The organism is Streptomyces hamibioticus (genome assembly GCF_047946815.1).
Lineage (GTDB): Bacteria > Actinomycetota > Actinomycetes > Streptomycetales > Streptomycetaceae > Streptomyces.
Genome location: NZ_JBKKQY010000001.1, coordinates 891620 through 916412, shown reverse-complemented (window position 1 = coordinate 916412; position 24793 = coordinate 891620). Strand labels below are relative to the sequence as shown.

20 protein-coding genes and 3 pseudogenes are annotated in these 24793 nt (G+C 73.8%); 12 read left to right on the top strand and 11 right to left on the bottom strand.

Annotation, left to right across the window (positions count from 1 at the left end; translation table 11 throughout):
- Positions 1 to 93 precede the first annotated feature (93 nt).
- A pseudogene (locus tag ACLGIH_RS04195) lies at positions 94 to 759 on the bottom strand (LacI family DNA-binding transcriptional regulator); the annotation flags it as partial.
- Here ACLGIH_RS04195 and ACLGIH_RS04190 point away from each other — a divergent pair.
- The 3 genes and pseudogenes from ACLGIH_RS04190 to ACLGIH_RS04180 all read left to right on the top strand — a co-directional run.
- A pseudogene (locus ACLGIH_RS04190) lies at positions 759 to 991 on the top strand (glycosyl hydrolase); the annotation flags it as partial. The pseudogenes ACLGIH_RS04195 and ACLGIH_RS04190 sit on opposite strands and share 1 nt — an antisense overlap.
- Positions 988 to 3005 (top strand): annotated as a pseudogene (locus tag ACLGIH_RS04185) (endo-beta-N-acetylglucosaminidase). The pseudogenes ACLGIH_RS04190 and ACLGIH_RS04185, both read left to right, overlap by 4 nt.
- A gap of 30 nt (positions 3006 to 3035) precedes the next feature.
- The gene (locus ACLGIH_RS04180; RefSeq protein WP_416523853.1) at positions 3036 to 6062 is read left to right on the top strand and encodes an alpha-mannosidase; all 3027 of its coding nucleotides are present in this window, start codon (positions 3036 to 3038) and stop codon (positions 6060 to 6062) included.
- Between the two features lie 19 nt (positions 6063 to 6081).
- Here the strand turns inward: ACLGIH_RS04180 and ACLGIH_RS04175 are convergent, their stop codons facing one another.
- The gene (locus tag ACLGIH_RS04175) at positions 6082 to 7503 is read right to left on the bottom strand and encodes a lipase maturation factor family protein (RefSeq protein ID WP_416523852.1); all 1422 of its coding nucleotides are present in this window, start codon (positions 7501 to 7503) and stop codon (positions 6082 to 6084) included.
- A 137-nt stretch (positions 7504 to 7640) separates the two neighbouring features.
- Here ACLGIH_RS04175 and ACLGIH_RS04170 point away from each other — a divergent pair, with 137 nt between their 5' ends.
- The 4 genes from ACLGIH_RS04170 to ACLGIH_RS04155 all read left to right on the top strand — a co-directional run bounded on the left by ACLGIH_RS04170 (position 7641) and on the right by ACLGIH_RS04155 (position 12996).
- A complete protein-coding gene (locus ACLGIH_RS04170; protein ID WP_416523851.1) occupies positions 7641 to 8840 on the top strand; it encodes a DUF6777 domain-containing protein in 1200 nt (399 codons plus the stop codon).
- A gap of 112 nt (positions 8841 to 8952) precedes the next feature.
- Positions 8953 to 11043 (top strand): SpoIIE family protein phosphatase, encoded by a 2091-nt coding sequence (locus ACLGIH_RS04165; RefSeq protein WP_416523850.1) that lies wholly within the window; start codon positions 8953 to 8955, stop codon positions 11041 to 11043.
- A gap of 47 nt (positions 11044 to 11090) precedes the next feature.
- Complete coding sequence (locus ACLGIH_RS04160) at positions 11091 to 11954, top strand: Fpg/Nei family DNA glycosylase (RefSeq protein ID WP_416523849.1); 864 nt, start codon at positions 11091 to 11093, stop codon at positions 11952 to 11954.
- A gap of 175 nt (positions 11955 to 12129) precedes the next feature.
- The gene (locus tag ACLGIH_RS04155) at positions 12130 to 12996 is read left to right on the top strand and encodes a SigB/SigF/SigG family RNA polymerase sigma factor (RefSeq protein ID WP_416523848.1); all 867 of its coding nucleotides are present in this window, start codon (positions 12130 to 12132) and stop codon (positions 12994 to 12996) included.
- Here ACLGIH_RS04155 and ACLGIH_RS04150 read toward each other — a convergent pair.
- The 3 genes from ACLGIH_RS04150 to ACLGIH_RS04140 form a co-directional block, all read right to left on the bottom strand.
- A complete protein-coding gene (locus tag ACLGIH_RS04150; RefSeq protein ID WP_416523847.1) occupies positions 12974 to 13636 on the bottom strand; it encodes a zf-HC2 domain-containing protein in 663 nt (220 codons plus the stop codon). The genes ACLGIH_RS04155 and ACLGIH_RS04150 overlap by 23 nt on opposite strands.
- Before the next feature lie 199 nt (positions 13637 to 13835).
- Entirely contained in the window at positions 13836 to 14345 is a 510-nt protein-coding gene (locus tag ACLGIH_RS04145) for a hypothetical protein (RefSeq protein ID WP_416523846.1), read from the bottom strand.
- Positions 14346 to 14493: 148 nt separating this feature from the next.
- Positions 14494 to 15039 (bottom strand): sigma-70 family RNA polymerase sigma factor, encoded by a 546-nt coding sequence (locus ACLGIH_RS04140; RefSeq protein ID WP_416523845.1) that lies wholly within the window; start codon positions 15037 to 15039, stop codon positions 14494 to 14496.
- 232 nt (positions 15040 to 15271) lie between these two features.
- Here ACLGIH_RS04140 and ACLGIH_RS04135 point away from each other — a divergent pair, with 232 nt between their 5' ends.
- The gene (locus tag ACLGIH_RS04135; RefSeq protein WP_416523844.1) at positions 15272 to 16423 is read left to right on the top strand and encodes a CapA family protein; all 1152 of its coding nucleotides are present in this window, start codon (positions 15272 to 15274) and stop codon (positions 16421 to 16423) included.
- Between the two features lie 18 nt (positions 16424 to 16441).
- On the opposite strand, the gene ACLGIH_RS04130 is transcribed toward ACLGIH_RS04135, so the two are convergent.
- Entirely contained in the window at positions 16442 to 16915 is a 474-nt protein-coding gene (locus ACLGIH_RS04130; protein ID WP_416523843.1) for a MarR family winged helix-turn-helix transcriptional regulator, read from the bottom strand.
- A 57-nt stretch (positions 16916 to 16972) separates the two neighbouring features.
- On the opposite strand from ACLGIH_RS04130, the gene ACLGIH_RS04125 reads away from it, so the two are divergent.
- On the top strand, positions 16973 to 17788 hold the full coding sequence (locus ACLGIH_RS04125) for an alpha/beta fold hydrolase (RefSeq protein WP_416523842.1): 816 nt from the start codon (positions 16973 to 16975) through the stop codon (positions 17786 to 17788).
- A 32-nt stretch (positions 17789 to 17820) separates the two neighbouring features.
- On the opposite strand, the gene ACLGIH_RS04120 is transcribed toward ACLGIH_RS04125, so the two are convergent.
- On the bottom strand, positions 17821 to 18285 hold the full coding sequence (locus tag ACLGIH_RS04120; protein WP_416523841.1) for a universal stress protein: 465 nt from the start codon (positions 18283 to 18285) through the stop codon (positions 17821 to 17823).
- A 153-nt stretch (positions 18286 to 18438) separates the two neighbouring features.
- Between ACLGIH_RS04120 and ACLGIH_RS04115 the strand changes: the two genes are divergently transcribed.
- Positions 18439 to 19275 (top strand): polysaccharide deacetylase family protein, encoded by an 837-nt coding sequence (locus ACLGIH_RS04115; protein WP_416523840.1) that lies wholly within the window; start codon positions 18439 to 18441, stop codon positions 19273 to 19275.
- Positions 19276 to 19306: 31 nt separating this feature from the next.
- Here the strand turns inward: ACLGIH_RS04115 and ACLGIH_RS04110 are convergent, their stop codons facing one another.
- Positions 19307 to 19975 (bottom strand): class F sortase, encoded by a 669-nt coding sequence (locus ACLGIH_RS04110; protein ID WP_416523839.1) that lies wholly within the window; start codon positions 19973 to 19975, stop codon positions 19307 to 19309.
- A gap of 334 nt (positions 19976 to 20309) precedes the next feature.
- Between ACLGIH_RS04110 and ACLGIH_RS04105 the strand changes: the two genes are divergently transcribed.
- The gene (locus ACLGIH_RS04105; RefSeq protein ID WP_416523838.1) at positions 20310 to 20804 is read left to right on the top strand and encodes a hypothetical protein; all 495 of its coding nucleotides are present in this window, start codon (positions 20310 to 20312) and stop codon (positions 20802 to 20804) included.
- 191 nt (positions 20805 to 20995) lie between these two features.
- Here the strand turns inward: ACLGIH_RS04105 and ACLGIH_RS04100 are convergent, their stop codons facing one another.
- The 3 genes from ACLGIH_RS04100 to ACLGIH_RS04090 all read right to left on the bottom strand — a co-directional run bounded on the left by ACLGIH_RS04100 (position 20996) and on the right by ACLGIH_RS04090 (position 22708).
- Positions 20996 to 21571 carry a hypothetical protein gene (locus ACLGIH_RS04100; protein WP_416523837.1) on the bottom strand — a complete coding sequence of 192 codons (576 nt, stop codon included), beginning with the start codon at positions 21569 to 21571 and terminating at the stop codon, positions 20996 to 20998.
- 221 nt (positions 21572 to 21792) lie between these two features.
- The gene (locus ACLGIH_RS04095; protein ID WP_416523836.1) at positions 21793 to 22560 is read right to left on the bottom strand and encodes a bestrophin-like domain; all 768 of its coding nucleotides are present in this window, start codon (positions 22558 to 22560) and stop codon (positions 21793 to 21795) included.
- 16 nt (positions 22561 to 22576) lie between these two features.
- Complete coding sequence (locus tag ACLGIH_RS04090; protein WP_416523835.1) at positions 22577 to 22708, bottom strand: hypothetical protein; 132 nt, start codon at positions 22706 to 22708, stop codon at positions 22577 to 22579.
- A 944-nt stretch (positions 22709 to 23652) separates the two neighbouring features.
- Between ACLGIH_RS04090 and ACLGIH_RS04085 the strand changes: the two genes are divergently transcribed.
- A complete protein-coding gene (locus ACLGIH_RS04085) occupies positions 23653 to 24636 on the top strand; it encodes an SCO0930 family lipoprotein (protein WP_416529277.1) in 984 nt (327 codons plus the stop codon).
- Positions 24637 to 24793: the final 157 nt, after the last annotated feature.

The following is a 24793-nucleotide window of genomic DNA, read 5'->3' as shown; positions in this document are numbered from 1 at the left end:
GGGTCCGGGGCATCGCCGTGATCGGCCGCCGGGCCCACGCCGTGCCGGCCGAGGCGTCCCCGGCCGGGCCGGGCCCGGTGTCGCGGGCGGTGCTCACGTCCCCCGAGCGGGACCCGTGCTGTCCCGTTCGATCAGCCGCGGCACCGGCACCCGGACCGTGCGGGCGGGGCCGCCGTCCAGCAGCGCCGTCAGTTCCGTCGCGGCCGTGCGGCCGAACTCCACGCTGTCCCGGGACAGCGCGGACAGCCAGGGCTTGACCATGCGGCACAGCGCCGAGTCCTCCCAGGCCACCACCGACACGTCGGCCGGTACCGAGAACCCCAGGCCGGCCGCGGCGGCGACCCCGGCCACGGCCATCACGTCGTTGTCGTAGATCAGGGCGGTCGGGGGAGCGGCGCCCCGCAGGACGCGCCGGGTGACGGCGGCGCCCTCGGCGTCCGAGTAGTCGGTCGTCACCGACCGCACCTCGGTCAGGCCACGCCGCCCCGCTTCGGCGCGCAGCGCCCGGATGCGGCGCTCGGTGTGCGCGAGGCCCGGCAGCCCGGCGATGTGCGCGATCCGCCGGTGGCCGCGCGCGTAGAGCCCGTCCACCAGGGCGGCCATCGCGCCCGCGTCGTCCGCCCACACCGTCGACAGCCCGGGGTGCCGTTCGGCCGGGGCGCCGCCGATCACCACGGCGGGCAGGCCCAGTTCGTCCAGCAGGTCCGGCCGCGGGTCCGCGGAGCGCGGGTCGACCACCAGGACACCGTCCACCCGGTGCGGCTCGCAGCACCGCCCTCGTCGTCCCGCCGACCCGGGGCGGCGCTCCCGCTGCGCGCCCGGCGGCCCCGTCTTCGAGGCCTTCTTCCGGCTGGTCGCCGACGGCGCCCGCCCGACCACCGTCCTCGACACCCGCGCGCAGGACGGCGGTCACCTCGCCGCGCGCGGCATCACCGAGGTCGTCACTCCCGAACAGGTACTCCCCACCCACCAAGGAGGGACCCGCTCGTGAACCCCGACGGACCGACCCGACGCACCGTCCTGCTCGCCGCCGGCGCCGCCCTGGCCCTGACCGGCCAGGCCGCCCCGGCACACGCCCGCCCCAGGGCCACCGCACCCCGGCCGTACGCCGCCTACTGGTACCCGGACTCCCTGCCCGCGGGCCGCCCCGGTCCCGGCATCACCTGGCGCAGCCTGACGGAATGGCGGGCCGACACCGACCCGGACCTCGCCTTCAACGCGGCCACCGTGCCGCTCGCCGACCGCTTCACCCCGGTCCCGGCCACCCCCACGGCCCGCTCCGGGCAGGCCCGCGTCCAGGCCCTGGTCTCCTTCGGGCCGACGTCCGGCAACCCGTCGCAGGGCTCGGCGACGGCCGACTTCTACGCCCTGACCCACTGGGCGTACATCGACGAACTCGTCTTCTGGGCGGATCGTCCGGCGAGGGACTGATCCTCGCGCCGAACGCGCCCGTCGTCGACGCCGCCCACCGGCACGGTGTGCCCGTCCTCGGCAACGTCTTCCTGCCGCCCGTCGCCTACGGCGGGCAGCTGCGCTGGACCCGGGACCTCGTACAGCGCGATCCCGCCGGGCGCCACCCGCTGGCGGAGCGGCTGGTCGCGGTCGCGGAGGCCCACGGCTTCGACGGCTGGTTCGTGAACGCCGAGACCGGCGGCGGCGACGCCGCGCTCGGCGCGGACATGCTGGGCTTCGTGCGGGAGCTGAAGGCCCTCGCCCGCGCCAAGGGGCAGCGGGTGACCTGGTACGACTCGATGACCGTGGACGGGGCGGTGCGCTGGCAGGGCGGGCTCACCGACCACAACCAGCCGTTCTTCGAGGCCGCCGACGACATGTTCGTGGACTTCCGCTGGACGCCGGACCGCCTCGTCTCCTCCGGCCGCACCGCCGAGCGCCTCGGCCGCAGCCGGTACGAGCTGTGGGCGGGCGTGGACGTGGAGGCGAACGGCTGGAACACGTCCGAGAACTGGGACGCGATCGTGCCGGAGGACCGGCCGCACGTCACCTCGATCGGCCTGTACCGGCCCGAGTGGACCCGTAACCACCTCCCCGCCGACCGGCGTGCGCCCGGCGACTTCCACGCCGCCGACGACCGGTTCTGGACCGGACGCTCCCTGGACCCGTCCCGCCCGGACGACACCGACGGCTGGCGGGCACCGGCCGTGTCGGTCGCCGACCGGTCGACGGTGACGTCCGTGCCCTTCGCGACCGTGTTCAACACCGGGCACGGGCTGCGCTGGTGGGAGGACGGGGCGGTGACCTCGGACGCGCCCTGGAACCACCTCGGGCTCCAGGACCGGCTGCCGTCCCGCCGCTGGGTGGTGCGCACGGCGGGGGAGCGGCCCGCGGTCGGCTTCGACTTCGCGGACGCCTGGCGCGGCGGCAGCAGCCTGCTGGTCGACGGCGCCCTCGACGCACCGGCCGAGGTGGACCTGTACGCCACCCGCCTGCCTCTCGGCGCGGACACGGTCGTCGAGGTGACGCACCGCGCCGACGCGGGAGACCTGACCGTCGAGCTGGCGGTCGCCACGCGGCAGCCGGACGGCGCCGGGGCACCGCCGTCGTACACGTACCTGCCGGTGCCCGCCGGCGGCTCCTGGCGGACGGTGACGGTGCCGCTGACGGGGCTGACCGGCACCGTGCACGCCCTCGGCGTCCGGCTCACCGCCGCCGGGGGCCCCGTGCGCTGGCGGCTCGGCGGCCTCGCCGTGCGCGGCGCGGCCCGGCCGGTGCCCGCCGCCCCGGCCGGCCTGCGGATCACCGGCGCGAGCGGCGGCGACCTGCGGTTCGCCTGGGGCCGCGGCCGGCGCGACGACGTACGCCACTACGCCCTCCACCGCGTCCTGGCCGACGGCACCCGGCGCTTCCTCGGCGGTACCTGCCAGCGCGCCTTCTTCGCCGACGGGCTGCGGCCCGAGGCCGGTGAACGCGGGGCGCGGTTCGAACTGCGTGCCGTGGGGGAGCTGTACACCACATCGGCCCCCGCCGTCGTGACCCACACCTGGTGACCACCCGCACCCGACCACGGAGCATCCCGCATGCATGACGACCGCAACCTGGTCGAAGCCCGCCTCAAGCGTGTCCTCGACGAGCGCGTCCGCCCCGCCGTGTACCCCGAGTCCGTGCCGCTGGACGTCGCGGTCTGGCACGCGCCCGGCGAACCCGTGCCGGTCGCCGAGGGACTGGCGGCCGAACCCGAGCCCATCGCGGTGGGCGCCCGCTGGGGTGCTCCCTGGGGGACCAGCTGGTTCCGCGTCACCGGCACCGTGCCGGCCGAGTGGGCCGGGAGGACCGTCGAGGCGATCCTCGACCTCGGCTTCGACGAGAACATGCCCGGCTTCCAGTGCGAGGGCCTGGTCCACCGGCCCGACGGCACCCCCGTGAAGGGGCTCAACCCGCGCAACCAGTGGGTCCGCATCGGCGCCCCCGTCGAGGGCGGCGAGGAGGTCCGCCTGCACATCGAGGCCGCCTCCAACCCCGTCATCCTCGACTACCACCCCTTCGTGCCGACCCCGCTCGGCGACAAGGACACCGCGGGCGGCGAGCCGCAGTACACCCTCACCAGGATGGACCTCGCCGTCCTCGACGAGACGGTGTGGCAGCTCGTGATCGACCTGGAGGTGCTCGGCGAGCTGATGGCCGGGCTGCCGGTGGAGTCGCCGCGCCGCTGGGAGGTCCTCCGGGCGGTGGACCGGGCACTGGACGCGATCGACCTCCAGGACGTCGGCGGCACCGCCGAGCGCGCCCGCGCGGAGCTGACCGGCGTGCTCTCCGCCCCCGCCGTCCCCTCCGCCCACCGCATCAGCGCCGTCGGTCACGCCCACATCGACTCGGCCTGGCTGTGGCCGCTGCGCGAGACCGTTCGCAAGGTGGCCCGCACCACCTCCAACATGACGGCACTGCTGGAGGACGAGCCCGAGTTCGTCTTCGCCATGTCGCAGGCCCAGCAGTGGGCCTGGGTGCGCGACCACCGGCCCGAGGTCTGGGCGCGGGTGAAGAAGGCGGTGGCCGACGGGCGGTTCGTGCCGGCCGGCGGCATGTGGGTGGAATCGGACACCAACATGCCCGGATCGGAGGCGATGGCCCGGCAGTTCGTGCACGGCAAGCGGTTCTTCCTCGACGAGTTCGGCATCGAGAACGACGAGGCGTGGCTGCCGGACACCTTCGGCTTCGCCGCGGGCCTGCCGCAGATCATCAAGGCGGCCGGGGCCAAGTACCTGCTGACCCAGAAGATCTCCTGGTCGCAGACGAACAGGTTCCCGCACCACACCTTCCGCTGGGAGGGCATCGACGGCACCCGGATCTTCACCCACTTCCCGCCCGTCGACACCTACAACTGCTCCATGAAGGGCAGCGAGATCGCCCACGCCGCCCGCAACTTCAAGGACAAGGGCGTCGCCCGGCACTCCCTCGCCCCCACCGGCTGGGGTGACGGAGGCGGCGGCACCACCCGCGAGATGATCGCCAAGGCGGCCCGGCTGCGCGACCTCGAGGGCTCGGCGACGGTCACCTGGGAGACCCCGCAGGCCTTCTTCGAGAAGGCCGAGGCCGAGAACCCCGAACCGCCGGTGTGGGTGGGCGAGCTGTACCTCGAACTGCACCGCGCCACCCTCACCAGCCAGGCGAAGACCAAGCAGGGCAACCGGCGCAGCGAGCACCTGCTGCGCGAGGCCGAACTGTGGGCCGCGACGGCCGCCGTGCGCACCGGCTTCCCCTACCCGTACGAGGACCTGGACCGCATCTGGAAGACGGTGCTGCTGCACCAGTTCCACGACATCCTGCCCGGCTCCTCCATCGCCTGGGTGCACCGCGAGGCCCGCGCCGCCTACGAGCGGGTCGCCGCCGAGCTGACCGCGATCGTCGAGACCGCCCAGCGCGCCCTGGCCGGCGAGGGGGACACCCCGCTCGTCTTCAACGCCGCCCCGCACGCCCGGGCCGGCGTACCGGCCGGCGGCGCGCGCCCCGCGGCCGCCGACGGCCGGACCGAGCTGCGGCCCCGCCCCGACGGCGGCCACATCCTGGACAACGGCCTGCTGCGGGTCGAGATCGACGAACGCGGCCTGGTCGTCTCCGCCCACGACATCGAGGCCGACCGGGAGACGATCGCCCCCGGCCGGGCCGCCAACCTCCTCCAGCTGCACCCCGACTTCCCGAACATGTGGGACGCCTGGGACGTCGACGCCTTCTACCGCAACACCGTCACCGACCTGACCGACGCCGAGTCGGTGACGGCCGGGGAGACCGGGGAGACCGGGGCATCGGTGCGGGTCGTGCGGTCCTTCGGGTCCTCGAAGGTCACCCAGGTGCTGACACTGGCGCCGGGGGAGCGGCGCCTGGAGGTGGACACCGAGGTGGACTGGCACGAGACGGAGAAGTTCCTCAAGCTCGCCTTCCCCCTCGACGTGCACGCCGAACGCTACGCCTCCGAGACCCAGTTCGGGCACTTCCACCGGCCCACCCACACCAACACCAGCTGGGAGGCCGCCAAGTTCGAGGCCTGCAACCACCGCTTCGTCCACCTGGAGGAGCCCGGCTGGGGCGTGGCGATCGTCAACGACAGCACCTACGGGCACGACGTCACGCGCACCGTCCGCGCCGGCGGCGGTACGACCACGACGGTCCGCGTCTCCCTGCTGCGCGCCCCCCGCTTCCCCGACCCGGAGACCGACCAGGGCGTGCACCGCTTCCGGCACGCGCTGGTGCCGGGGGCCGGGATCGGTGACGCGGTGCGCGAGGGCTGGCGGATCAACGTGCCCGAACGGCGCCTCACCGGCGCCGGGGAGGTCGCGCCGCTGGTGACGGTCGACCGGGACGCGGTGGTGATCACCGCCGTGAAGCTGGCCGACGACGGCAGCGGCGACGTGGTGGTCCGCTTCCACGAGGCGCACGGCGGCCGGGCCCGGGCCACCCTCACGGCCTCGTTCCCGGTCGCGCGCGTGACGGCGACGGACCTGCTGGAGCGCCCGCTGCCCGGCGAGGAGGGGGCGCCGCGGGCCGACGGCGACCGGATCGCCGTACGGCTGCGGCCCTTCCAGCTGATGACGCTGCGGCTGAAGCGGGCCTAGGCGCGGTCGGGGGCCCGGCTCACTCCGTGGGCCGGGCCCTCGCCAGCCGGGTCGGCGGCAGGTACTCCCGCACGTACGTCCGCTGCCAGCAGGCGCCCGTCTCCCGCAGCTCGCGCCAGGTGGTGTACCGGTAGCGGAACAGGCGGGCGCGGATGAAGCGGGGCGGCGCGTCCGGCGGGAACGGCGAACGGCGCAGCAGCTTCAGCGTGGCCCGGTCGTTCTCCAGCAGCCGTTCCACCAGTGTGCCGAACCACGCCCCGGCGTAGGCGGGGGACAGCGCCGCGAACCACATCAGCCAGTCCAGCCGGAGGTGGTACGGCGCGAACTGGCGCGGCCAGCGGCGCGGATCGCCGGGCTTGCCCCTGAACTCGTACTCCCGCCAGTCCGAGTCCTCGCGGGGCACCTCCTCGTCGGTGCCCTCGATCACCACCTCGTACCGCACCCGGCTCACGCTGCCGAACGCGCCGTAGGTGTTGACCAGGTGCAGCGGGTCGAAGGAGCGGTTCATCACCTGGCGGCGGGAGAGCATGTTGGCGACCGGGCGGTAGCTGAGGGCCACCAGCAGGGCGGCCACGGCGAGCACGACGATCTCGTACCACAGCGGCGCGGCGGGCACCGACGGCGGATCGGCGGGGAACTCGACGGCCGACAGGGCCAGCACGATGGTGATCCAGTTCAGCCAGGAGAAGTTGCCCGACAGCACCAGCCACAGCTGGGTGACGATCATCAGGGCGGCGGCGGCCGTGGCGATCGGCTGCGGGGTGAACAGCAGGAAGGGCACCACGAGCTGGGTGACGTGGTTCGCGGCCACCTCGACGCGGTGCAGCGGCCGGGGGAGGTGGTGGAAGAACCAGCTCAGCGGGCCCGGCATCGGCTGGGTCTCGTGGTGGTGGTCCAGGCAGGTGAGCTTGCGCCAGCACTCGTCCCCCCGCATCTTGATCAGCCCCGCCCCGAACTCGACGCGGAACAGCAGCCAGCGCAGCAGGAACAGCACCACGATCGGCGGCGCCACCTCGTCGTTGCCGAGCAGGACGGCGACGAACCCGGTCTCCAGCAGCAGCGACTCCCAGCCGAAGGAGTACCAGGTCTGCCCGACGTTCACGATCGACAGGTACAGCGCCCACGGCACCAGCCACAGCAGCATCGCGCCCCACAGCGGCAGCACCGCGTCCAGACCGGCCAGCAGGGCGACCGAGACCGCGCAGCCCGCCCACGCGCACCCGGCGAACAGACGGTCGGAGTAGCGCCAGTGGAACAGGCTCGGCGCCCGCTTGAACGGCACCCGCTCCACGAAGCGGGGCACGGGCAGCAGGCCGCGTTCACCGATCAGCGCGCGGAACTGCAGGGCCGCCGTCAGGAACGCCACCAGGTACACCGCCGCCAAGGCCTTCTGGAAGACCAGCCGGCTCAGCCAGTAGTCGGGCGCGGTGAACCACTCCACGCTGCCGCCCTCCCTTCCGTTCGTGTCACTCTCCGTGTGCGGCCGTTCCGCTTGCGTGACCCAAGCGAGTGACGCAGACAATAGTGGCTGGTTGTCCGGAATGTCATGACTGTGATCGTTGAGGCGGGAGTAACGAGATGAGACGGGAGAAGGCGGTGCGGACCTCGACCGGGTCCTTCCTCGCGACCTGCGCGCCGGCCTGTGCCCTCACCGTTGCCGTCCTCGCCGCCGCCACGGGCTGCGGTGTGGCCGGCGCCGACGAGGACGCCGGGGCCGCCGCCGCGACCCTGCGCCTCCAGCCGGTCGCGGCCCGGGGGCCGGACCCCTTCACGGACTCCACGGCCACCCCGACGGCTACCCCCTCCGCGGTCACCCGAACGCCGCACCGGCCGCCCTCGGGCGGCCGGGCCCCCGCCGTCCCGGGCGAGCTGCGCTCACTGTCCGGCGGAACACCCGGCCTGTACGGCGGCACCGCCCGGCGGGACAGCTGTGACGTGGGCCGGCAGATACATCACCTGACCGCGGACCGGGCCAGGTCCCGTGCCTTCGCCGAGGCCGTGGAGGTCTCCCCGGCCGCGGTCCCCGCATACCTGCGACGGCTGACGCCGGTCGTCCTGCGGGCCGACACCCGCGTCACCGACCACGGCTTCCGGGACGGCCGGGCCACCGGCCGGCAGTCCGTCCTCCAGGCGGGCACCGCCGTCCTCGTCGACGACCGGGGCGTCCCGCGCGTGCGCTGTGCCTGCGGCAACCCGCTGAAGCCACCGGCACCGGTCCGGCCGGACGCCGCCGTGCGCGGGCGGGCCTGGCCCGGTTACCGGTCCGCCGAGGTCATCGTCGTCACCCCGGCGCCGCGGGCGATCGAGGAGCTGACGATCGTCGACGTCGCCGACCACTCCTGGATCGAGCGGCCGATCGGCCCCGACGCCCGCCGCGACCGCCGCGTCCCGCCGCCCGAGTGGGCCACCGGTGCACCGACCGCGAGCCCGGACGGCGGCGCGCCGAGCGAGAGCGGGGAGCCGAGTGAGAGCGGGGAGCCGAGTGAGAACGGGGTGTACGCCGGTGGGGGAAGCGCCCTTCCGGACGCGCCGCCGACCGGGCCCCCGCCCGCCGAGGCCGCCGAGCCCGCCGAACCGCCCGCCGACCCCGCCGGACCGCAGGACGCCGCCGCGTCCCCGCCCGCGGAGGCACCCGCCCCCGACCCCGCCGACGAGGTCGGACCCGAGTCCCTGCCGGAGACTCCCGACCGGCCCGACGGCGGCGGACTGATCCCCGACGCCGACGACCCGGCGGCCGACAGCATCTTCGGCAGTCCCGTGGACGTCTTCACGGGCTGACGAACACCCCGGCGGGCCGATGTACTCGAGGGGCGAAGCAGCCGAGGAACAAGCCGCAGAACAAGCCGCAGAACAAGTCGAAGAATCGGACGAATCCTGGCAAGGTGGGCCCATGGCTGATCGGGGAGCGAGCGCCTTGTCACCCCCGGAGGACTGGCCCGCCCACCCGGACCCGATCCTCGCGCTCAACCGCATGGGCAGCTTCGACTGGGACCTGGACACCGGCGCGTTCCACATGGACGCCCAGGCCCACGAGGTGTTCGACCTGCGCCCCGACGAATACGACGGGCGCCCCGAGTCGCTGTCGCTGCGGGTTCCCGCCGCCGAGGCGCACCGCCTGGACGAGCTGGTCGCCCAGGCCATGAAGGACGGCAGCGAGAACTACGGCACGTACTTCCGGCTCCGCTGCCGCGACGGCACGCTGCGCTGGACCCACACCCAGGGCTACATCCGGCGCGACGCGACCGGCCGCCCCCGGCGGATCGTCGGCATCGTCCGCGACGCCACCCAGGAACTCGCCGAGATTGAGGCACGCAGCGCGCAGCAGGACCAGGACGCGGCCCGCCGGCAGCAGACCAGCATCGTCCAGCTCACCACCGCCGCCCTCGCCCACGCCCGCACCGTGGACGACGTCGTCGACGTGCTGAAGGACACCCACGGACTCAGCCACCTGGGCGTCGCCAGCATCGTCGTGGGACTGGTCGAGGCCGGCCGCATCCGGCTGATCGCCGAGGGTCCGGAGGGCAGCTTCGTCCCCGGCACCGACCTGACCGGGATCGACGAGCCGTACCCGATGAGCGAGGCGGTGCGGACCCTGAGCCCGCGGTACATCGAGTCGCCGGAGGAGTTCGCCGAGCGCTACCCCGTCCTCTGGCCGCACCTGACCGGCCTGGACATCACCTCCGCCGCCTATCTGCCACTGATCGCCCAGGCCCGGCCGATCGGCGCGATCGGGCTGCTCTACAGCGACCGGAGGGGTTTCTCCCCCGAGGACCGCAACGTCCTGGTCGCCCTGTGCAGCAGCATCGCGCAGAGCCTGCAACGGGCCATGCTCTACGAGCAGGAGATGGACCTGGCCGCCGGTCTCCAGCAGGCCATGCTGCCGCGCACCATCCCCAGCGTCCCCGGCTGCGACGTCGCCGTCCGCTACCGTGCCGCCAGCATCGGCGGCATGCTGGGCCGGGACATCGGCGGCGACTGGTACGACCTGATCCCGCTGCCCGGAGGCCGGGTCGGCGCCGTCATCGGCGACGTCCAGGGCCACGACACGCACGCCGCCGCGGTCATGGGCCAGCTGCGCATCGTGCTGCGCGCCTACGCCGCCGAGGGCCACACCCCGGCCACCGTGATGGCGCGGGCCTCGGTCTTCCTGCACGAACTCGACACCGACCGCTTCGCCACCTGCCTGTACGCCGAGGCCGACCTGGCCACCGGCGTCGTGCAGGTGGTCCGGGCCGGGCACATCGACCCGCTGGTGCGCGGCACCGACGGCACCTGCCGCCGCGTCTCCGTCGAGGGCGGGCTGCCGCTCGGGCTGTCCGCCGAGTTCGGGAGCCTGGACTACCCGGTCGCCACCCTGGAGCTGGACGCCGGCTGCACCCTGCTGCTGTGCACCGACGGGCTGGTCGAACAGCCCGGCGCCGATCTGGACGAGGGGATGGAGGTCCTCACGGCGCTGATCGCGTCCGGTCCGGACGACGTCCGGGAACTCGCCGACCGCCTCATCGCCGTGGCCGAGGAACGCCGCGGCGACGACGACGCGGCGCTGCTCCTGCTGCGCCGGCGGGAGCCGGACGCCCCGCGGACCGCCGGCCGGCTCCAGCAGCACGTCGCCCCCGGCGACCCCGAGGCCCTCACCGAGGCGCGGCACATGATCCGGGCCGCCGTCCGCGCCTGGGGCGCCGAGGACCAGGCCGACTCCGTCGAACTGGTCGCCGACGAGCTGGTCACGAACGCGCTCATGCACACCGAGGGCTCCGCGGTCGTCACCCTCAGGATGCTGGGCGGCACCGACCGCCGGCTGCGCGTGGAGGCCGAGGACTCCTCCAGCGCCCTGCCGCGCCGCCGGGAGGCGGGGGAGTCCGGGGTCTCCGGCCGGGGCCTGATGCTGGTCGAGATGCTCGCCGACGCGTGGGGGGTGGAGGCACGCGGCGGCGGCAAGTGCGTCTGGTCGGAGTTCGTGGTGCCCGAACGCGAGCCCTGAGAGCCCCTCCCGCTGCCACCGTGCGCCCTCGGTGGCAGTCTGGACGTATGCCCGAACTGCCCGAGGTGGAGGCGCTGCGGGAGTTCCTCACCGAGCATCTCGCCGGCCATGAGATCGTCCGGGTGCTGCCGGTGGCGGTCAGCGTCCTGAAGACCTACGACCCTCCGCTCACCGCCCTGGAGGGACACGAGGTCGCCGCCGTGCACCGGCACGGCAAGTTCCTGGACGTGGAGACCGCCGGCGGCCCGCGTCTGGTGACCCACCTGGCCCGCGCGGGCTGGCTGCAGTGGAAGGACCGCCTCCCCGACGGCGTCCCCCGCCCGGGCAGGGGGCCGCTCGCCCTGCGCGTCGCCCTGGAGGACGGCGCCGGCTTCGACCTCACGGAGGCGGGCACGCAGAAGCGGCTCGCGGTGTACGTCGTGCGGGACCCGCACGAGGTGCCGGGGGTGGCCCGGCTCGGCCCGGACCCGCTGGCCGGGGACTTCGACGAGGCGCGTTTCGCCGCCCTGCTCGACGGCGAGCGGCGGCAGCTCAAGGGCGCCCTGCGCGACCAGACCCTGATCGCGGGCGTGGGCAACGCGTACAGCGACGAGATCCTGCACGCGGCCAGGATGTCCCCGTTCAAGCTCGCCTCGTCCCTCACGCCCGAGGAGACGGCACATCTGTACGCCGCCCTGCGCGCCACGCTCACCGAGGCCGTCGAGCGTTCGCGCGGGCTCGCCGCCGGCCGTCTCAAGGCCGAGAAGAAGAGCGGCCTGCGGGTGCACGGCCGCACCGGTGAACCCTGCCCGGTGTGCGGCGACACCGTCCGTGAGGTCTCCTTCAGCGACTCCTCGCTCCAGTACTGCCCGACCTGCCAGACGGGCGGCAGGCCGCTGGCCGACCGGAGGCTGTCCCGGCTGCTGAAGTAGACCGGCCGGACGCCGGACGCCGGACGCCGGACGCCCGGGCACGGGGCAGATGGGTAGCGGCGCAGACATAAAGATAACAAAAAGGACCAAAGTCCCGAATGGGGCAAGGGTGAGCTTGGGCACAAAAGGTCGGTGAGAGCACACCACCCGGCTCACAGCGAGGAACACCCCAGTCATGCCGACCGAAGTCGCCGCACGCCCGCACTCGTCCGCAGCCGCCCTCCGGCGGCCCGGACCCGACACTCCGGAGGACGTCACCGCCGCCTTCGTCCGCTTCGCCGCCCTGGACGACGGCCCGGCGAAGGACCGGCTCCAGGAGGAGCTGATGCGGACGTGGCTGCCGATGGCCCACCGCCTCGCCGGACGCTTCCGGGACCGGGGCGAGGCCGCCGAGGACCTGCGCCAGATCGCCGCCCTGGGGCTGCTGAAGGCGATCCGCCGGTTCGATCCCGGCCGGGGGCCGTTCGAGCCCTTCGCGATACCCACGATCCGGGGCGAGCTGCGGCGGCACTTCCGCGACCGCACCTGGGACGTGCGGGTGCCGCGCCGGGTCCAGGAACTGCGCAACACGGTGCGCGCCGCCTACGTCGAACTCGCCCTCACGCCGGGCAGCCCGCGCCCGACGGTCACCGACCTGGCCCGGTACACCGGGCTCTCCGAGGAGGAGGTCGCCCGGGGCATGGAGGCCCTGGAGAGCTACCGGGCGCTGTCCCTGGACGCGGTGGGCGGTGACGGCGGCGCGGAGGCCGACGGGACCAGCCTGCTGGACGTCCTCGGCGAACCGGACCCCGCCTTCCAGCTCGTGGTCGACCGCGAGAGCGTCAAGGCGGCGGTGCGCCGGCTGCCCCCGCGCGAGCGGGCCATCCTCTACCTGCGCTTCTTCGAGGAGTGGTCGCAGAGCCGGATCGCCGAGCGGCTGGGGATCTCCCAGATGCACGTCTCCCGCCTGCTCGGCCAGACCTGCGCCCGCATCCGGGCGGAGACGCTCGACCCGGCGCCCGGGGCCGCCGGCGCCCGCGCTAGCGCGGCGGTTCGAGGATGACCAGGCGCTCCCCGTCCGCCGTGCGGACCTCGTAGCGGGCGATCTGGTCGGGGTGCAGGGCGGCGCCCCCGCGCATGGTGCTCGGCGGGGGGTCGCCCCGCGGCGCGTTCCAGCTGGTGACCGTCTGCTCCGAGCCGTCGTGGGCGACGGCGACGAGCAGGCAGTCACGCGGCCCCGCGCCGTCCTGCACCGTCAGCCGCACATCGCTGCCCCAGACCTCGTCCTCGGTGGTGACCTGCGCCCACACCCCGGACCGCTCGTCGGTGGCGGTCATGCTCACCGGTCGCTCGCCCCGCTGCGCCTGGTGTGCGAGGACCACGACGCCGGGCCCGGCGACCGCGAGGACCACCGCGGCGGCCGCGGCGCACCACAGCCGGAGGCGCCCGGCCCGGCGCCGGGCCGCGACCCGGGCCGTCAGCCGGTCCAGCAGCGCCGGGCCGGGCCGGGTCATGGGGTGCACGAAGCGGGGCGTCGCCCGGCGGTAGAGCATCATCTGCCGTGTGGTGGGGCCGAATTCGGTCACCGCCGCCATACAGCGGGGGCACTCCATGAGGTGGTCCTCGAAGCGGAAGGCGTCCGCCTCGTCCAGCACGCCGAGCGCATAGGCGCCGACGTCGCGATGCCTCTCCAGGGACCTCATGCCGAATCCTCGTGCCGTCGAGTGCGGGTGGGGTTGCTCCTTGCTCCCACCCGTACGCAACGGACAGCCGAATCACTCAAGTCACGCGGAGAATCGCAACCAGGGAGTTCGGAGCGGACCGGCGGGCGGATTGGTCGGTCCGCCGGGATATTTTCCGCCCGGAGGCGCCCAGCACGGCCGGCGGGGCTGTGGCGACGTCCTAGAACAGGTGGATGGCCAGATGGCCGAGCGGCAGTCCCAGCTGCCACGCCGGCGTCCACACCTTCGGGCCCTCGTCCTCACCGGCCCCGGCCCCGCCCGGCACCGCGTTGAGGTCCGGGGCGAGCAGCTCGGTCTCCTCCAGCCAGTGCCACGCCGCCCGGGCCAGCTCCAGATCCGGCGCGTTCCGGCCGGAGGCGGCGGTCTCGGCGGCGACCTCGGCGAGGCGTCCGCGCACCCACTCGTGCCACGGCTGGTCGTAGGCGGTGAGAGACAGCCAGGTTTCCAGCTGGGAGACGACCCCGACGCCGCCCAGCTCGCCGTCGGTGTCGGCGAGGAAGACGGTCAGCGCCAGCGCGTCCCGGCCGGCGCGGAACTCGAAGGACGTCGGCGGCATCAGGTCGCCGGTCCGCAGCAGTTCGTCGGCGATGTACTCGGCGTACAACCACGCCATGGGGACGGTCAGTTCGCCCCCGCCGCCGTCCGTGCTCTCCTGACCTTGGTGCAGCATCCCTTCCTGCCTTCCTCCGGTGCGTGCGCGGCGCCCATCCCCGGGCCCCTGCGACGGGGCCCCGTCCGGAACACGGATGAGGACAGCCGATTACTCAACCGGGGTCCTCGGCAAGGCGCTTTACGGAGGTTTGACTCAGGAGTCGGTTTCACCGCAGGTCGGGTGCGTAACCCGGCAGGACCCGGCGCAGGGCGCGCAGCGCGTAGTACGCGCGGGACTTCACGGTACCGGGCGGGATGCCGAGGGTCTCCGCCGCTTCCGCCACACTCGCCCCCTGGAAGTACACGAGCACCAGGACTTCACGGTGCTCCGGAGTGAGTGTCTTCACAGCCTCGCGCACATCGAGGGCGGCGGCCGCCCGTTCGGCGTGATCGGCGCACACCCGGGCGTTCTCCAGCACCGCGTCGCCGACCTCCGGGGGCCTGGCCTGCCGGGCCCGCCGCGCGTCGATGGCGAGCCGCCGGCCGACGGTGAGCAGCCAGGGCCGTACGGAGTCGAAGTCGTCGGCGCGCAGCGCCTCGGGATGCTGCCAGGCCCGGACCAGGGTCTCCTGCACCAGGTCCTCGGCGCGCTGCCGGTCGCCGTCGCACAGCCGCAGCAGCAGCGCGAACAGCGGTCGGCCGTGCTCCCGCTGCAGGGCGGCGAGCTCGTGCTCGGCGGTCGTCGCGTGGGTGAGGGTGATTCCGGCCGTCATGGCCGTATGGCATCGCAGGGCGCCGCCGGGGGACAGGGCGCGCGCACGGATGTGCGACGGGCGGTCGATCGCGTCGACGAACGGTTCGACGAACGGTCGGCGCACTCCGTTCGGGCCCATCGGACGGGCTAAAGGGCGTGTCGGAGCCGGGCGTGAGGCCAACCACCTTCTTTCCTGATTATGCGTAAATACGACTATTTATGTCGGTGTACGACCACAGCGGGGTGAACGCATGATCACACGCAGTCGACAGGTGGCCCTGGCGCTGACCGTCGTCCTCGCCGCGGGCGCGGCCTGTCAGGCCCGCGAACCCGAGCCGCCACCCGCCCGCCCGGCCCCGAAGGCCCCGGACACCGGCGCCTTCACGCTCGTCGCCTCCGGGGACGTCCTGCCGCACGACTCGATCATCGAACGGGCGCGCTTCGACGCGGGCGGCACCGGTTACGACTTCCGCCCCATGCTCGCCGGCGTCGAACCGGTCGTCTCCGAGGCCGATCTGGCCCTCTGCCACATGGAGACCGTCTACGGCGCGAACGGGAAGTACTCCGGCTACCCCACCTTCAAGTCCCCGCCCGAGGTGGCCGCGGGCCTGGCAGCCACCGGCTACGACGGCTGCTCCACCGCATCCAACCACACCCTCGACGACGGCGCCGCGGGCATCCGCCGCACCCTGGACGCCCTGGACCGGGCCGGCGTACGGCACGCCGGGTCGGCACGCACCGAGGACGAGGCGCGCGCCGTCACGATCCTGCGCGCGGGCCGCGCCCAGGTCGCCCACCTCGCCTACACCTACGGCACCAACGGCTTCCCGCTGCCCGCGGACCAGCCCTGGGCGGTCAACCTGATCGACGAGGACAAGATCCTCGCCGACGCGGCGGCCGCCCGGAAGGCGGGCGCCGATGTGGTCGTCGTGTCCCTGCACTGGGGCGCCGAATGGCAGGAGGCCCCCGACGAGCAGCAGCTTTCCCTGGGCCGGGCGCTGACCGCCGCCCGCGCGGACGGCCGTCCCGCCATCGACCTGATCCTCGGCACCCACGCCCATGTCCCGCAGGCCTACGAGAAGGTCAACGGCACCTGGGTGGTCTACGGGATGGGTGACCAGATCGCCGGCGCGATGATCAACCACGAGGGCGCCCAGGACCCGCGCGGCAACGAGTCGACGATCGCCCGCTTCACCTTCGCCCCGCCGGCCCGGCCGGGCGGGCGCTGGGAGGTGACCAGGGCCGAGTTCGTCCCGCAGTGGTTCGACGTCGACGCCGGCCGGGTGGTGAACCTCAACCGGGCGCTCAGCCGGGGCGCGGAGGTCACGGCCGTGCGCGACCGCATCCGCGACGTGGTGTTCAGCCGCGGCGCGGCGAAGGACGGGCTGGTGATGGGGGAGTAGGCCGGGCCGGACGGGTGATCAGTCGTCGGCGACGTGGTCGAGGCCCGTCAGCATGGCCCCGAGCACCCGCAGGCAGGCCGTGACGTCGGCCTCGGTGAGCCCGCCGCCGACCTGCCGCAGCAGCAGGTGCTCCCGCTCCAGGACGGCACTGATCGCGCCCCGGCCCTCTGCGGTGAGCCGGATCAGCGACGAGCGCCGGTGCGCGGGGTTCGGGATGCTCTCGACCAGGCCGCCGGCCGCGGCCTCGTTCACCATGCGCTGCACGAACTGGCGGCTGATCGCCTGTGCGCGGCCCATCTGCGGCACGGTCATCGGCCCGTTGCGGTGCAGCAGGGTCAGCACGGCGCGCACGCCGACGGACAGGCCGTCGCCGGTCAGTCCCTGCTCCACGCTGCGCTGTGCGCGCCGGTAGAGCGGGCCGACCAGGTCGTAGACCTCGGTGAGGCGCCGGCCCAGCTCGTCCGGCGGGAGGGGTGCGTCGGTATCGGTCACCCACCCATCATGACACCTGGGTTGCCAAAGCGGCGTCAAGATGACACCTTGGTTGTCATGACTGCTTCCGCGGAACTGCGCTACTTCACGTCCCCCGACGGCGACCTCGCCTACCGCGACACCGGCACCGGTGACCTCGTGGTGCTGCTCCACTCCGGATTCGCCGACCATCGCCTGTACGACGCCCAGATCCCGGCCCTGGCCGCCCACCACCGCGTGATCGCCCCCGACGTGCGCGGCCACGGCTTCTCGGCCAACGCCACCAAGCCGTTCCGCTGGGCGGACGACCTCGCCGGCCTGCTGCGCCACCTCGACGCCGGGCCCGCCGTGCTGGTCGGTGTCTCGATGGGCGGCGCGATCGCCACCGACACCGTCCTGGAGTACCCGGACCTGGTCCGCGCGGTCGTCGTCTGCGGCGCCGCGACCAGCGACTTCCAGTACACCGACCCCTGGTACCAGGAGATCCGGGCGGAGTACGCCCGCACCCTGGCGGCCGGCGACCTCGACGGCTGGGTCGCCGCGTTCCTGCGCGTGGTCCCCGGCCCGCACCGCACGACGGACGACATCGACCCGGACATCCTGCGCCGCCTGCGCGAGATGGCCCTGCACACGATGTCCAAGCACAGCCCCGGCGAGCCCGACCACCACGTGCCGATGACCGACACCTGGTCCCGCGCCCCGAAGATCGACGCACCGCTGCTCGCCGTCAACGGCTCGCTGGAACCGGACGACCTGACCGCCGCCGCCGAACGGCTCGCCGGTACCGTCCGCGACGGCCGCTCCCTGACCGTCGACGGCGCCGGCCACTACGCGAACCTGGAGAAGCCCGAGGAGTTCAACAGGATCCTGCTGGACTTCCTCCGCGTCCTGTGAGGGGCGGCCCGGTGACCCGGCGGTCGGGAGCTCTACGGCACCACCGTCACCGGCCAGCGCCCCGCCTTCACCAGCCGTACCGCGACGGACCCCACGATCCGGTGGCCGGCCTGCTCGGAGGCGCCCACCACCACCGCGTCCGCCGCCAGTTCGTCGGCCGCCTTCACCAGCCCGTTGTAGGGGTCGCCACGCAGGGTGTGGAACTCCCAGCGCACCTCGAAGATCCCCCGCACCCGTTCGGCCGCCTCCCGGATCTGCGCCACCAGGTCCTCGGCGATCTCGTCGGTGGTGTCCGCCACCGGCACCCCGAGCGCCGCGCCCGCCGCCAGTACCGGCTGTACGTACACGACGGCGAGCAGGGCCCCTTGCCGGCGGGCGAGACCGCTCGCATAGGCCGCCGCACGGAGCGAGGAGCCGGACCCGTCCACCCCGGCCACGACGACCTTCGGACCGTCCGTGCCCCGTTCGAACTGGTGCGAGTGCTGCTGTTCCGTCACACGGCGAGGCTATCGGACTCCGCGCACCCGGCCTCCTCCTCCTCCTCCTCCTGCCGCCGCCGACCGCCCGGCACTCGGCCGTGCGGGTGGAATCGTGCCGCCGCTCCGGTGTTGCTCAGGTGCGTCGGCCCGCCGCCGGGCGACTGATGAGTCATGAAGAAGGATCAGTTGCTCACGCGCCGCCGCGCGTTGCTCGCCGGGGCCGCCGCCGTCGGGGCGGCCGGTACCGCCGGAGTGCTCGGAACGGTCCTGGGGGACGACGCCGCCCGGTCGGTCGCCCCCGCCCCCGGACCCCAGGCGCTCAGCGCCCTGAAGCCCTCCGCCTACCGGCTCCAGCCCATGACCGGCTACGGCCCGCCGCGCGCCGCCCCCGGCCGCACCCCGGTCCGGCGCGAGCCGCTGCTGCGCGTGTCCGGGCGTGGCCGCACCATGGTGCTGACCTTCGACGACGGTCCCGACCCCCGCTACACCCCGGACATCCTCGACACCCTCGCCAAGTACGAGGTGCGCGCGATGTTCTTCGTGTGCGGCGAGATGGCCACCCACAACCGGGACCTGCTGGCCCGGATGGCCGACGACGGGCACGTCGTCGGCAACCACACCTGGTCCCACCCCCTGCTGACCCGGCTCACCCGGCGCCGCATCCGCACCGAGATGGAGCGCACCAGCGAGGTCATCGAGACGGCCTACGGCGAGCCGCCCCGCTGGTTCCGCGCACCGTACGGGGCGTGGAACCGCGCCGCGTTCCAGCTCGGCGCCGAACTCGGCATGGAGCCGCTCGCCTGGACCGTCGACACCCTCGACTGGACCGCCCCCGGCACCGGCACCATCGTCGACCGGGTCGAGGACGGCGCCGCCCCCGGTGTCGTGGTGCTCTCCCACGACGCCGGGGGCGACCGCTCGCAGAGCGTGCGCGCCCTGCGCTCCTATCTCCCGCAGCTGATCGACGACGGTTACCGGATCACCGTCCCGCGCCGGCAGTACCTGTGAGACACCGCCGCCCGCCCGGACGGGAACGCGCTCAGCGGACCTCGACCAGGCGGGCGAACGCGACGACGTTCCCCGCGTAGCCCTCCTGCCTGGAGAAACCGCCACCGCAGGTGATGACCCGGAGTTCCGGGTGGCCCTTGGAGGCGTACACCCGGTCGCCGGGGAAATTGTCCTTCTCGAATACCTCGATGGCGTAGATCTCGAACACCGCGGTCTTTCCGTCCTGGCGGAAGACCTCGACCTTGTTCCCCTGTTTCAGCGCCCCGAGTCCGTAGAACACCGCGGGGCCCTGCTGGTTGTCGACGTGGCCGACCACCACGGCGGTGCCCTTCTCCCCGGGGGTCACCGCGGCGGTGAACCAGCCCGCCAGATTCGGGTCCTCCGGCGGCGGCGCGTCGACCCAGCCGTCCGGGTCCAGGCCGACCGGCATGATGGGCGCGTCGACCTGGATGGCGGGAATCCTGACCCGGTCGGGCACGGAGTACGGCAGCGGCTGCAGACCCGCGGCGGCGGTGACGTCCTCGGGGCCGCGACGGCTGTCCGAGGCGGCCGCCGACGCCGGCTGCGGCGGGCCCACGTCGAACTCCCCCGAACCGTTGCGAATGAGCGCCAGGCCGGTCAGCAGCACCAGCGCTATCACGCCCCACGGAGCACGCTTCCGCCGCCGCTCCTCCTCTTCGGCCAGCTCGGACGCAGACATTCGCCTTCCCCTCTCGACACGGCCGTCGCCATGTCATTCGCGCATGGGAAAACGCTAAGTGCCCGAAGCCCCACCGGCGACGGGGGCAGATGCGAACGGGTGGTCCGCACCCCTTTCGGTGCGCCATCCGAGGTCAGGGGCCCAGGAAACTTCTGACGGTCCGTGACCTGCGGCGATATCCGCTCCCGTGGCTTCACCGCGGGATATCCGCTCACCAGGACGGACCATTCCCGAAATGCGGGCGCTGCCACGGCAACTGAGGGTCTTTCTCGGAGGCGCTTTCTCGCCGATCGACCGGGTACGGGTCCCGGGGGCGCCTTCCGCGGAGGATCACATGCGTAACTCTCGTGCCCTGGCGGCCGCAGGCGCCGCCGTCGCTGTCCTCGGACTGGCCGCACCCACGGCCACCGCAGGCGGCGACCACCAGACGCCGAGCAACATCGTCGCCATGCCCAGCGTCATCGCCCGCGGCGGCCAGATGACCGTCACGGTCGACGGCTGCCCGAACGGCGGCACGATGACCTCGGACGCGTTCCCGAGGACCCACCTGACTCCGGTCAAGGGGGCCAACGAGACCTCCAAGGGCATCGCCACGATCGACCGGAACGCCCGCGCGGGCTCCCACGACATCACCGTCAACTGCTCCGGCAAGCGGCTGACCAAGCCCTCCGCGTTCACCGTCATCGGCGGCGTCCATGGCGGCCTGGGAGGCAGCAGTTCCAGTGGCGCGACCCCGACCGACATCGCGATCGGCGGCGGGCTCGTCGCCGCGGCCGTCGCCGGTGGCGGACTGTTCTGGATGCGCCGCCGCGCCGAGCGTCGCATCTGATCCGCGCCGTTCGCCGATCCGCCGGGCCCCGCCTTCGGGGGGCGGGCCCGCGCACCGTCTTCGGGGCTTCGCACCCCGTCTTCGGGGCTTCGCACCCTTTCGGAACCGCACGCGCCGCACGCACAGGGCTTCGCCCCGGACCCGCTCGAGATCCGGGGCGAAGCCCTGTGCGGGTGAGCCCTCGCTCCCTCTCAGGCGCCTTCCTCGCCGCTGCGGCGGCGGGAGAAGTGGTACGCCGCCCCGATCGAGCCGACGATGAGCGCGGCGCCGAGCCCGACCTCGCCGAGGTCGAAGCCCGCGAGGGTGCCGCCCTCACCGGCGTGCACGCCCTTCTGCGGGTGCTGGTGGTGATCGGGGCGATCGGGGTGACGGGGATGCGTGGGGTCGACCGGCTCGGGCGTGGGGGACGGGCTGGGCCGGCCGTCGGCGATGGTCAGACTGGTGGTGCCGGTAGCCCCGTCACAGGTGAACGAGACCTGGTAGACCTTGCCGCGGGCGGCGTCCCAGTCGACCACGGCCTTCGCCGACGTGTCTTTCGGTGGGATGGTGACCCTGTCGAACACCGGTGACGAGACCGTCGCGGGGCCCTTGCAGCCGCCGTCGCTGCGTTCCACCCGCAGGGTCACCTCGCCGCCCGGGGCGACGGTGGAGGGCTGGACGCTGAAGCCGAACGGCGTGACGTCGCCGCCGATCGCGTTGGCCGGCACACAGGCGGTCAGGGCGCAGGCGCCGAGCAGTGCGACCGAAGCCACGGGTATCGCGCGCATGGTGGATCCTCCGGGTCCCGAGGAGCAGCTGCGGACCTCTTCCGCTCGCGTCGGACATGCACCTCGATGCCCGAAACGCTAGGAAGGTGCGCACATCTGCGCGATCGCAGTCGCGCGAATGGGGCAAGGCTGTGGGCCGCACAGGGGACGGCGCTGGTGCGGTCGGGGGGCGGAACCGGCGTGTCGGGTGCCGCCCCCCGTCTCTTCCCGCAGGGCGGGCGTCAGCCGCCCCCGGCCTCCGGGAAGAGGTTCAGGAACGGATCCGCCGACGCGCCGAGGTCACGGCCGTAGGGATTGTCGAACTCCCAGATCAGGAAGAGCAGGAAGGCGATCAGCGCGGAGAACAGCCCGGCGAGGACCAACTCGCGCGCGGTGCGCCGGATCTGCAGGGCGAACACCATGCCGATGGTGACCAGGGCCCCGATGATCAGCCCGAACCACACCACGCCCGGCATCGTGGCCCCGGTCGACTCCGCCCGGGCGATGCGTGCCTGGTCGGCCGCGGCCACCTGGTCGAGCAGTGGCTGGTAGGCCTGGGCCTCGAAGTCCGACCTCGGCTCGTAGTCGGTGACGCCCACGCGGACGCGGTGGAGGAGTTCGGTGCCGCGTTCGGTCACCTCGTCGTGGGCGGCCATGGCCTTCCACTCGGTGGTGACCACGTGTCCGACATAGGCATTGACATCATCCCGAATCCGGTCGCGGATCTCGGGCGGGTAGACCCGTACCCGCTCCGAGACCTCGTGCAGCGCGACGGCCTCCGTCTGGACGTGGTCCTGGGCGGCGCTGCGCGCCTCCCAGACGCCGGCGATGGCCAGACCCAGGACGATGGCGTACACGACACCGATCCACATCGTCATGTACTCGATGACGTCCGGAGTCTCGGTGATGTCCTCGTCCTCGGACGCCGTCCGGTGCCGTACGAGGGTGATGACGACCACCACGGCACACGCCGCGACCATCGCGAGGGTGAGAACAAGCCATTCCGCCAAGGGAAGCCTCCAGGAATCAGCGCGGGCGCAGCGCGGCGACGGCGACCACCGCGGGCACCGTGATGAGCAGGACGAAGACGAGGGGCGACGGGGCGCCGTTCGAGGACCGCCGGGGCGGCGGTGCGGGGCGGTACTCCGGGTAGTGCACCGGGGTCAGGGACGGCCGGGGTGTGGGACGGACGGACGGCGGGAGCGTCAGTGCCGGCGCGGCCGGGGGGCTGGGCGCCGGCGCGGGGCGCGGCGGGGTGGGGCGCGGGACCGGGGGAGGAGGCGGCGACGGAGGGGGCGGTTCGGGCCTGGCGGTGGGCCGGGGCGGTGGTGGCGGGGTGGGCGGCGGTGGCGGTGGCGGCGGCGGGGGTGGGGGTTTCGGCGGCGGGGGCGTCGGAGCCGGAGTGGGGGCCGGCTCGGGCGGCGGCGTGGTCGGCGGGCACGGCGGAAAGGTCGGCCAGGTGCCGCTGCCGGCGACGGAGACCGCCGCGTCGGTGTCGCCCGGCCCGTTCGACACGTACGCGCAGGCGTCGGCCGCCGCTGCGCCCGCCGGCGCCCCGACGAGCGCGAACGTCAGGGTCACCAGGGCCAACACCCTCACGGTGAAGGCCGATCGGGTCGGTTCGGGTCCATGCACGGGGCTGATCATGAGGCCTGCCCCGACGGGGCACGCCGAGGTACCGGGGGATTGCCCCGAAGGGGGGAACCTCCGCTCGCCGGTTTGATCCCGGCCCACCGCGCACTCCGCGGCCCCGCACACAGGCCCGCGCGGCGTCCCCGGACACCGGCGGATCCTCCCTCACCGGAACCGGCTCGCCGCACGCCGGCCGGCCGGTGTCCGCCGTCCGTGCGCGGGCCCCATCGACGTCCGGCCGCTTTGCCGGTGCCCGTCGGGTCAGGCCGCGGACCCGGCGTCTGCGGCGTCGAACCCGTCGTCTCCGAAGGCAGGCACCGGCGGGGCCCCGCCTGCCGGCCGGTGCCGGTGCCCGGCGCGGAAGAAATCTCGGCGGCCGTTGAACACCACCCGTCCTCCCGCGCGTACCCAGTGTCGTGCGGCGGCCCAGCAGGGGGCCGCAACACGTTCGGGATGATCGGGAGTTGACGATGAAGACCTCCTGGCGGAGCGCCTCACTCGTGGCGAGCGCTGCGGCCGTGCTGGCGCTGACGACGGCGTGCGGTCAGGACAACGGCGGCGCGGCCGGGAGCAGTCAGAACGTGGGCGCCACCGCCGCGCCCGGCGACCTGAACGAGATCGGCGCCGGTGCCGGACTCGGCAGCGGCACGGCGGGCGCCGGGCAGGACTCCGCGAGCCCGCCCGCGGCCGGCGAGCAGCCCGCCGGCGCCGGGCAGCTGGCCGTCGCCGACAACGCCGAACTCGGCGAGCTGGTGACCGACGGCGCCGGACGCACCCTCTACCGCTTCGACCAGGACACCGCCAAGCCGCCCAAGTCGAACTGCGACGGCGACTGCGCCACCGCCTGGCCGCCCGTCGCCGCCGACGACGCCGCCGCCGGCGAGGGCATCGACCCGGAACTGCTCGGCGAGGTCACCCGCGCCGACGGCACCAAGCAGCTGACCATCGGGGGCTGGCCGGCGTACCGCTACGCCAAGGACACGGCCGCCGGAGAGGTCAAGGGCCAGGGCGTGGGCGGCGAGTGGTACGCGCTCGCCCCCGACGGCAAGAAGGCGAAGGCGGGCCGGGAGGGGGCGGAGGACCTGCCCGGGCTGTCCACCCGCAACGACCCGGAACTCGGCGAGATCGTCGTCGACAAGAACGGCATGACGGTCTACCGCTTCATGAAGGACGAGGCCTGGCCGGAGCCGGTCTCGACGTGCACCGGAGCCTGCCTGGAGAAGTGGCCCGTCGTGGCGCCCGTGGAACCCGACGACACCGAGGGCGTCGTCAAGAAGGACCTGATGACCTTCACCCGGCCCGACGGCACCGAACAGCAGACGGTCGACTGCTGGCCCATCTACACCTTCGCCGGGGACAAGGAACCCGGTGACACCAACGGTCAGGGCGTCGGCGGCACCTGGTACGCGGTATCGCCCGACGGAAAGCCGGTCGGCGCGCCGAAGGAGAAGTAGGCGACCTCCCCAGGGCGGCCCCACAGGCGCGTCGGCCACCGGGCCGTCTCCTCCGCACCCCAGGCGGAGGGGACGGCCCTTCGGCGTGCGCACGGTGCGTGACGCGGGCAGTGACCGGGAACGGATGGTCAATTTCCGTTTCTGCTCGCCCCTTTGG

Coding starts and splice junctions, on each gene's coding strand:
- ACLGIH_RS04135 (WP_416523844.1), top strand. CDS start 15,272: ATGATCACACGCAGTCGACAGGTGGCCCTGGCGCTGACCGTCGTCCTC.
- ACLGIH_RS04150 (WP_416523847.1), bottom strand. CDS start 13,636: ATGAGGTCCCTGGAGAGGCATCGCGACGTCGGCGCCTATGCGCTCGGC.
- ACLGIH_RS04140 (WP_416523845.1), bottom strand. CDS start 15,039: ATGACGGCCGGAATCACCCTCACCCACGCGACGACCGCCGAGCACGAG.
- ACLGIH_RS04160 (WP_416523849.1), top strand. CDS start 11,091: ATGCCCGAACTGCCCGAGGTGGAGGCGCTGCGGGAGTTCCTCACCGAG.
- ACLGIH_RS04165 (WP_416523850.1), top strand. CDS start 8,953: ATGGCTGATCGGGGAGCGAGCGCCTTGTCACCCCCGGAGGACTGGCCC.
- ACLGIH_RS04115 (WP_416523840.1), top strand. CDS start 18,439: ATGAAGAAGGATCAGTTGCTCACGCGCCGCCGCGCGTTGCTCGCCGGG.
- ACLGIH_RS04170 (WP_416523851.1), top strand. CDS start 7,641: ATGAGACGGGAGAAGGCGGTGCGGACCTCGACCGGGTCCTTCCTCGCG.
- ACLGIH_RS04155 (WP_416523848.1), top strand. CDS start 12,130: ATGCCGACCGAAGTCGCCGCACGCCCGCACTCGTCCGCAGCCGCCCTC.
- ACLGIH_RS04110 (WP_416523839.1), bottom strand. CDS start 19,975: ATGTCTGCGTCCGAGCTGGCCGAAGAGGAGGAGCGGCGGCGGAAGCGT.
- ACLGIH_RS04145 (WP_416523846.1), bottom strand. CDS start 14,345: ATGCTGCACCAAGGTCAGGAGAGCACGGACGGCGGCGGGGGCGAACTG.
- ACLGIH_RS04085 (WP_416529277.1), top strand. CDS start 23,653: ATGAAGACCTCCTGGCGGAGCGCCTCACTCGTGGCGAGCGCTGCGGCC.
- ACLGIH_RS04180 (WP_416523853.1), top strand. CDS start 3,036: ATGCATGACGACCGCAACCTGGTCGAAGCCCGCCTCAAGCGTGTCCTC.
- ACLGIH_RS04125 (WP_416523842.1), top strand. CDS start 16,973: ATGACTGCTTCCGCGGAACTGCGCTACTTCACGTCCCCCGACGGCGAC.
- ACLGIH_RS04105 (WP_416523838.1), top strand. CDS start 20,310: ATGCGTAACTCTCGTGCCCTGGCGGCCGCAGGCGCCGCCGTCGCTGTC.
- ACLGIH_RS04100 (WP_416523837.1), bottom strand. CDS start 21,571: ATGCGCGCGATACCCGTGGCTTCGGTCGCACTGCTCGGCGCCTGCGCC.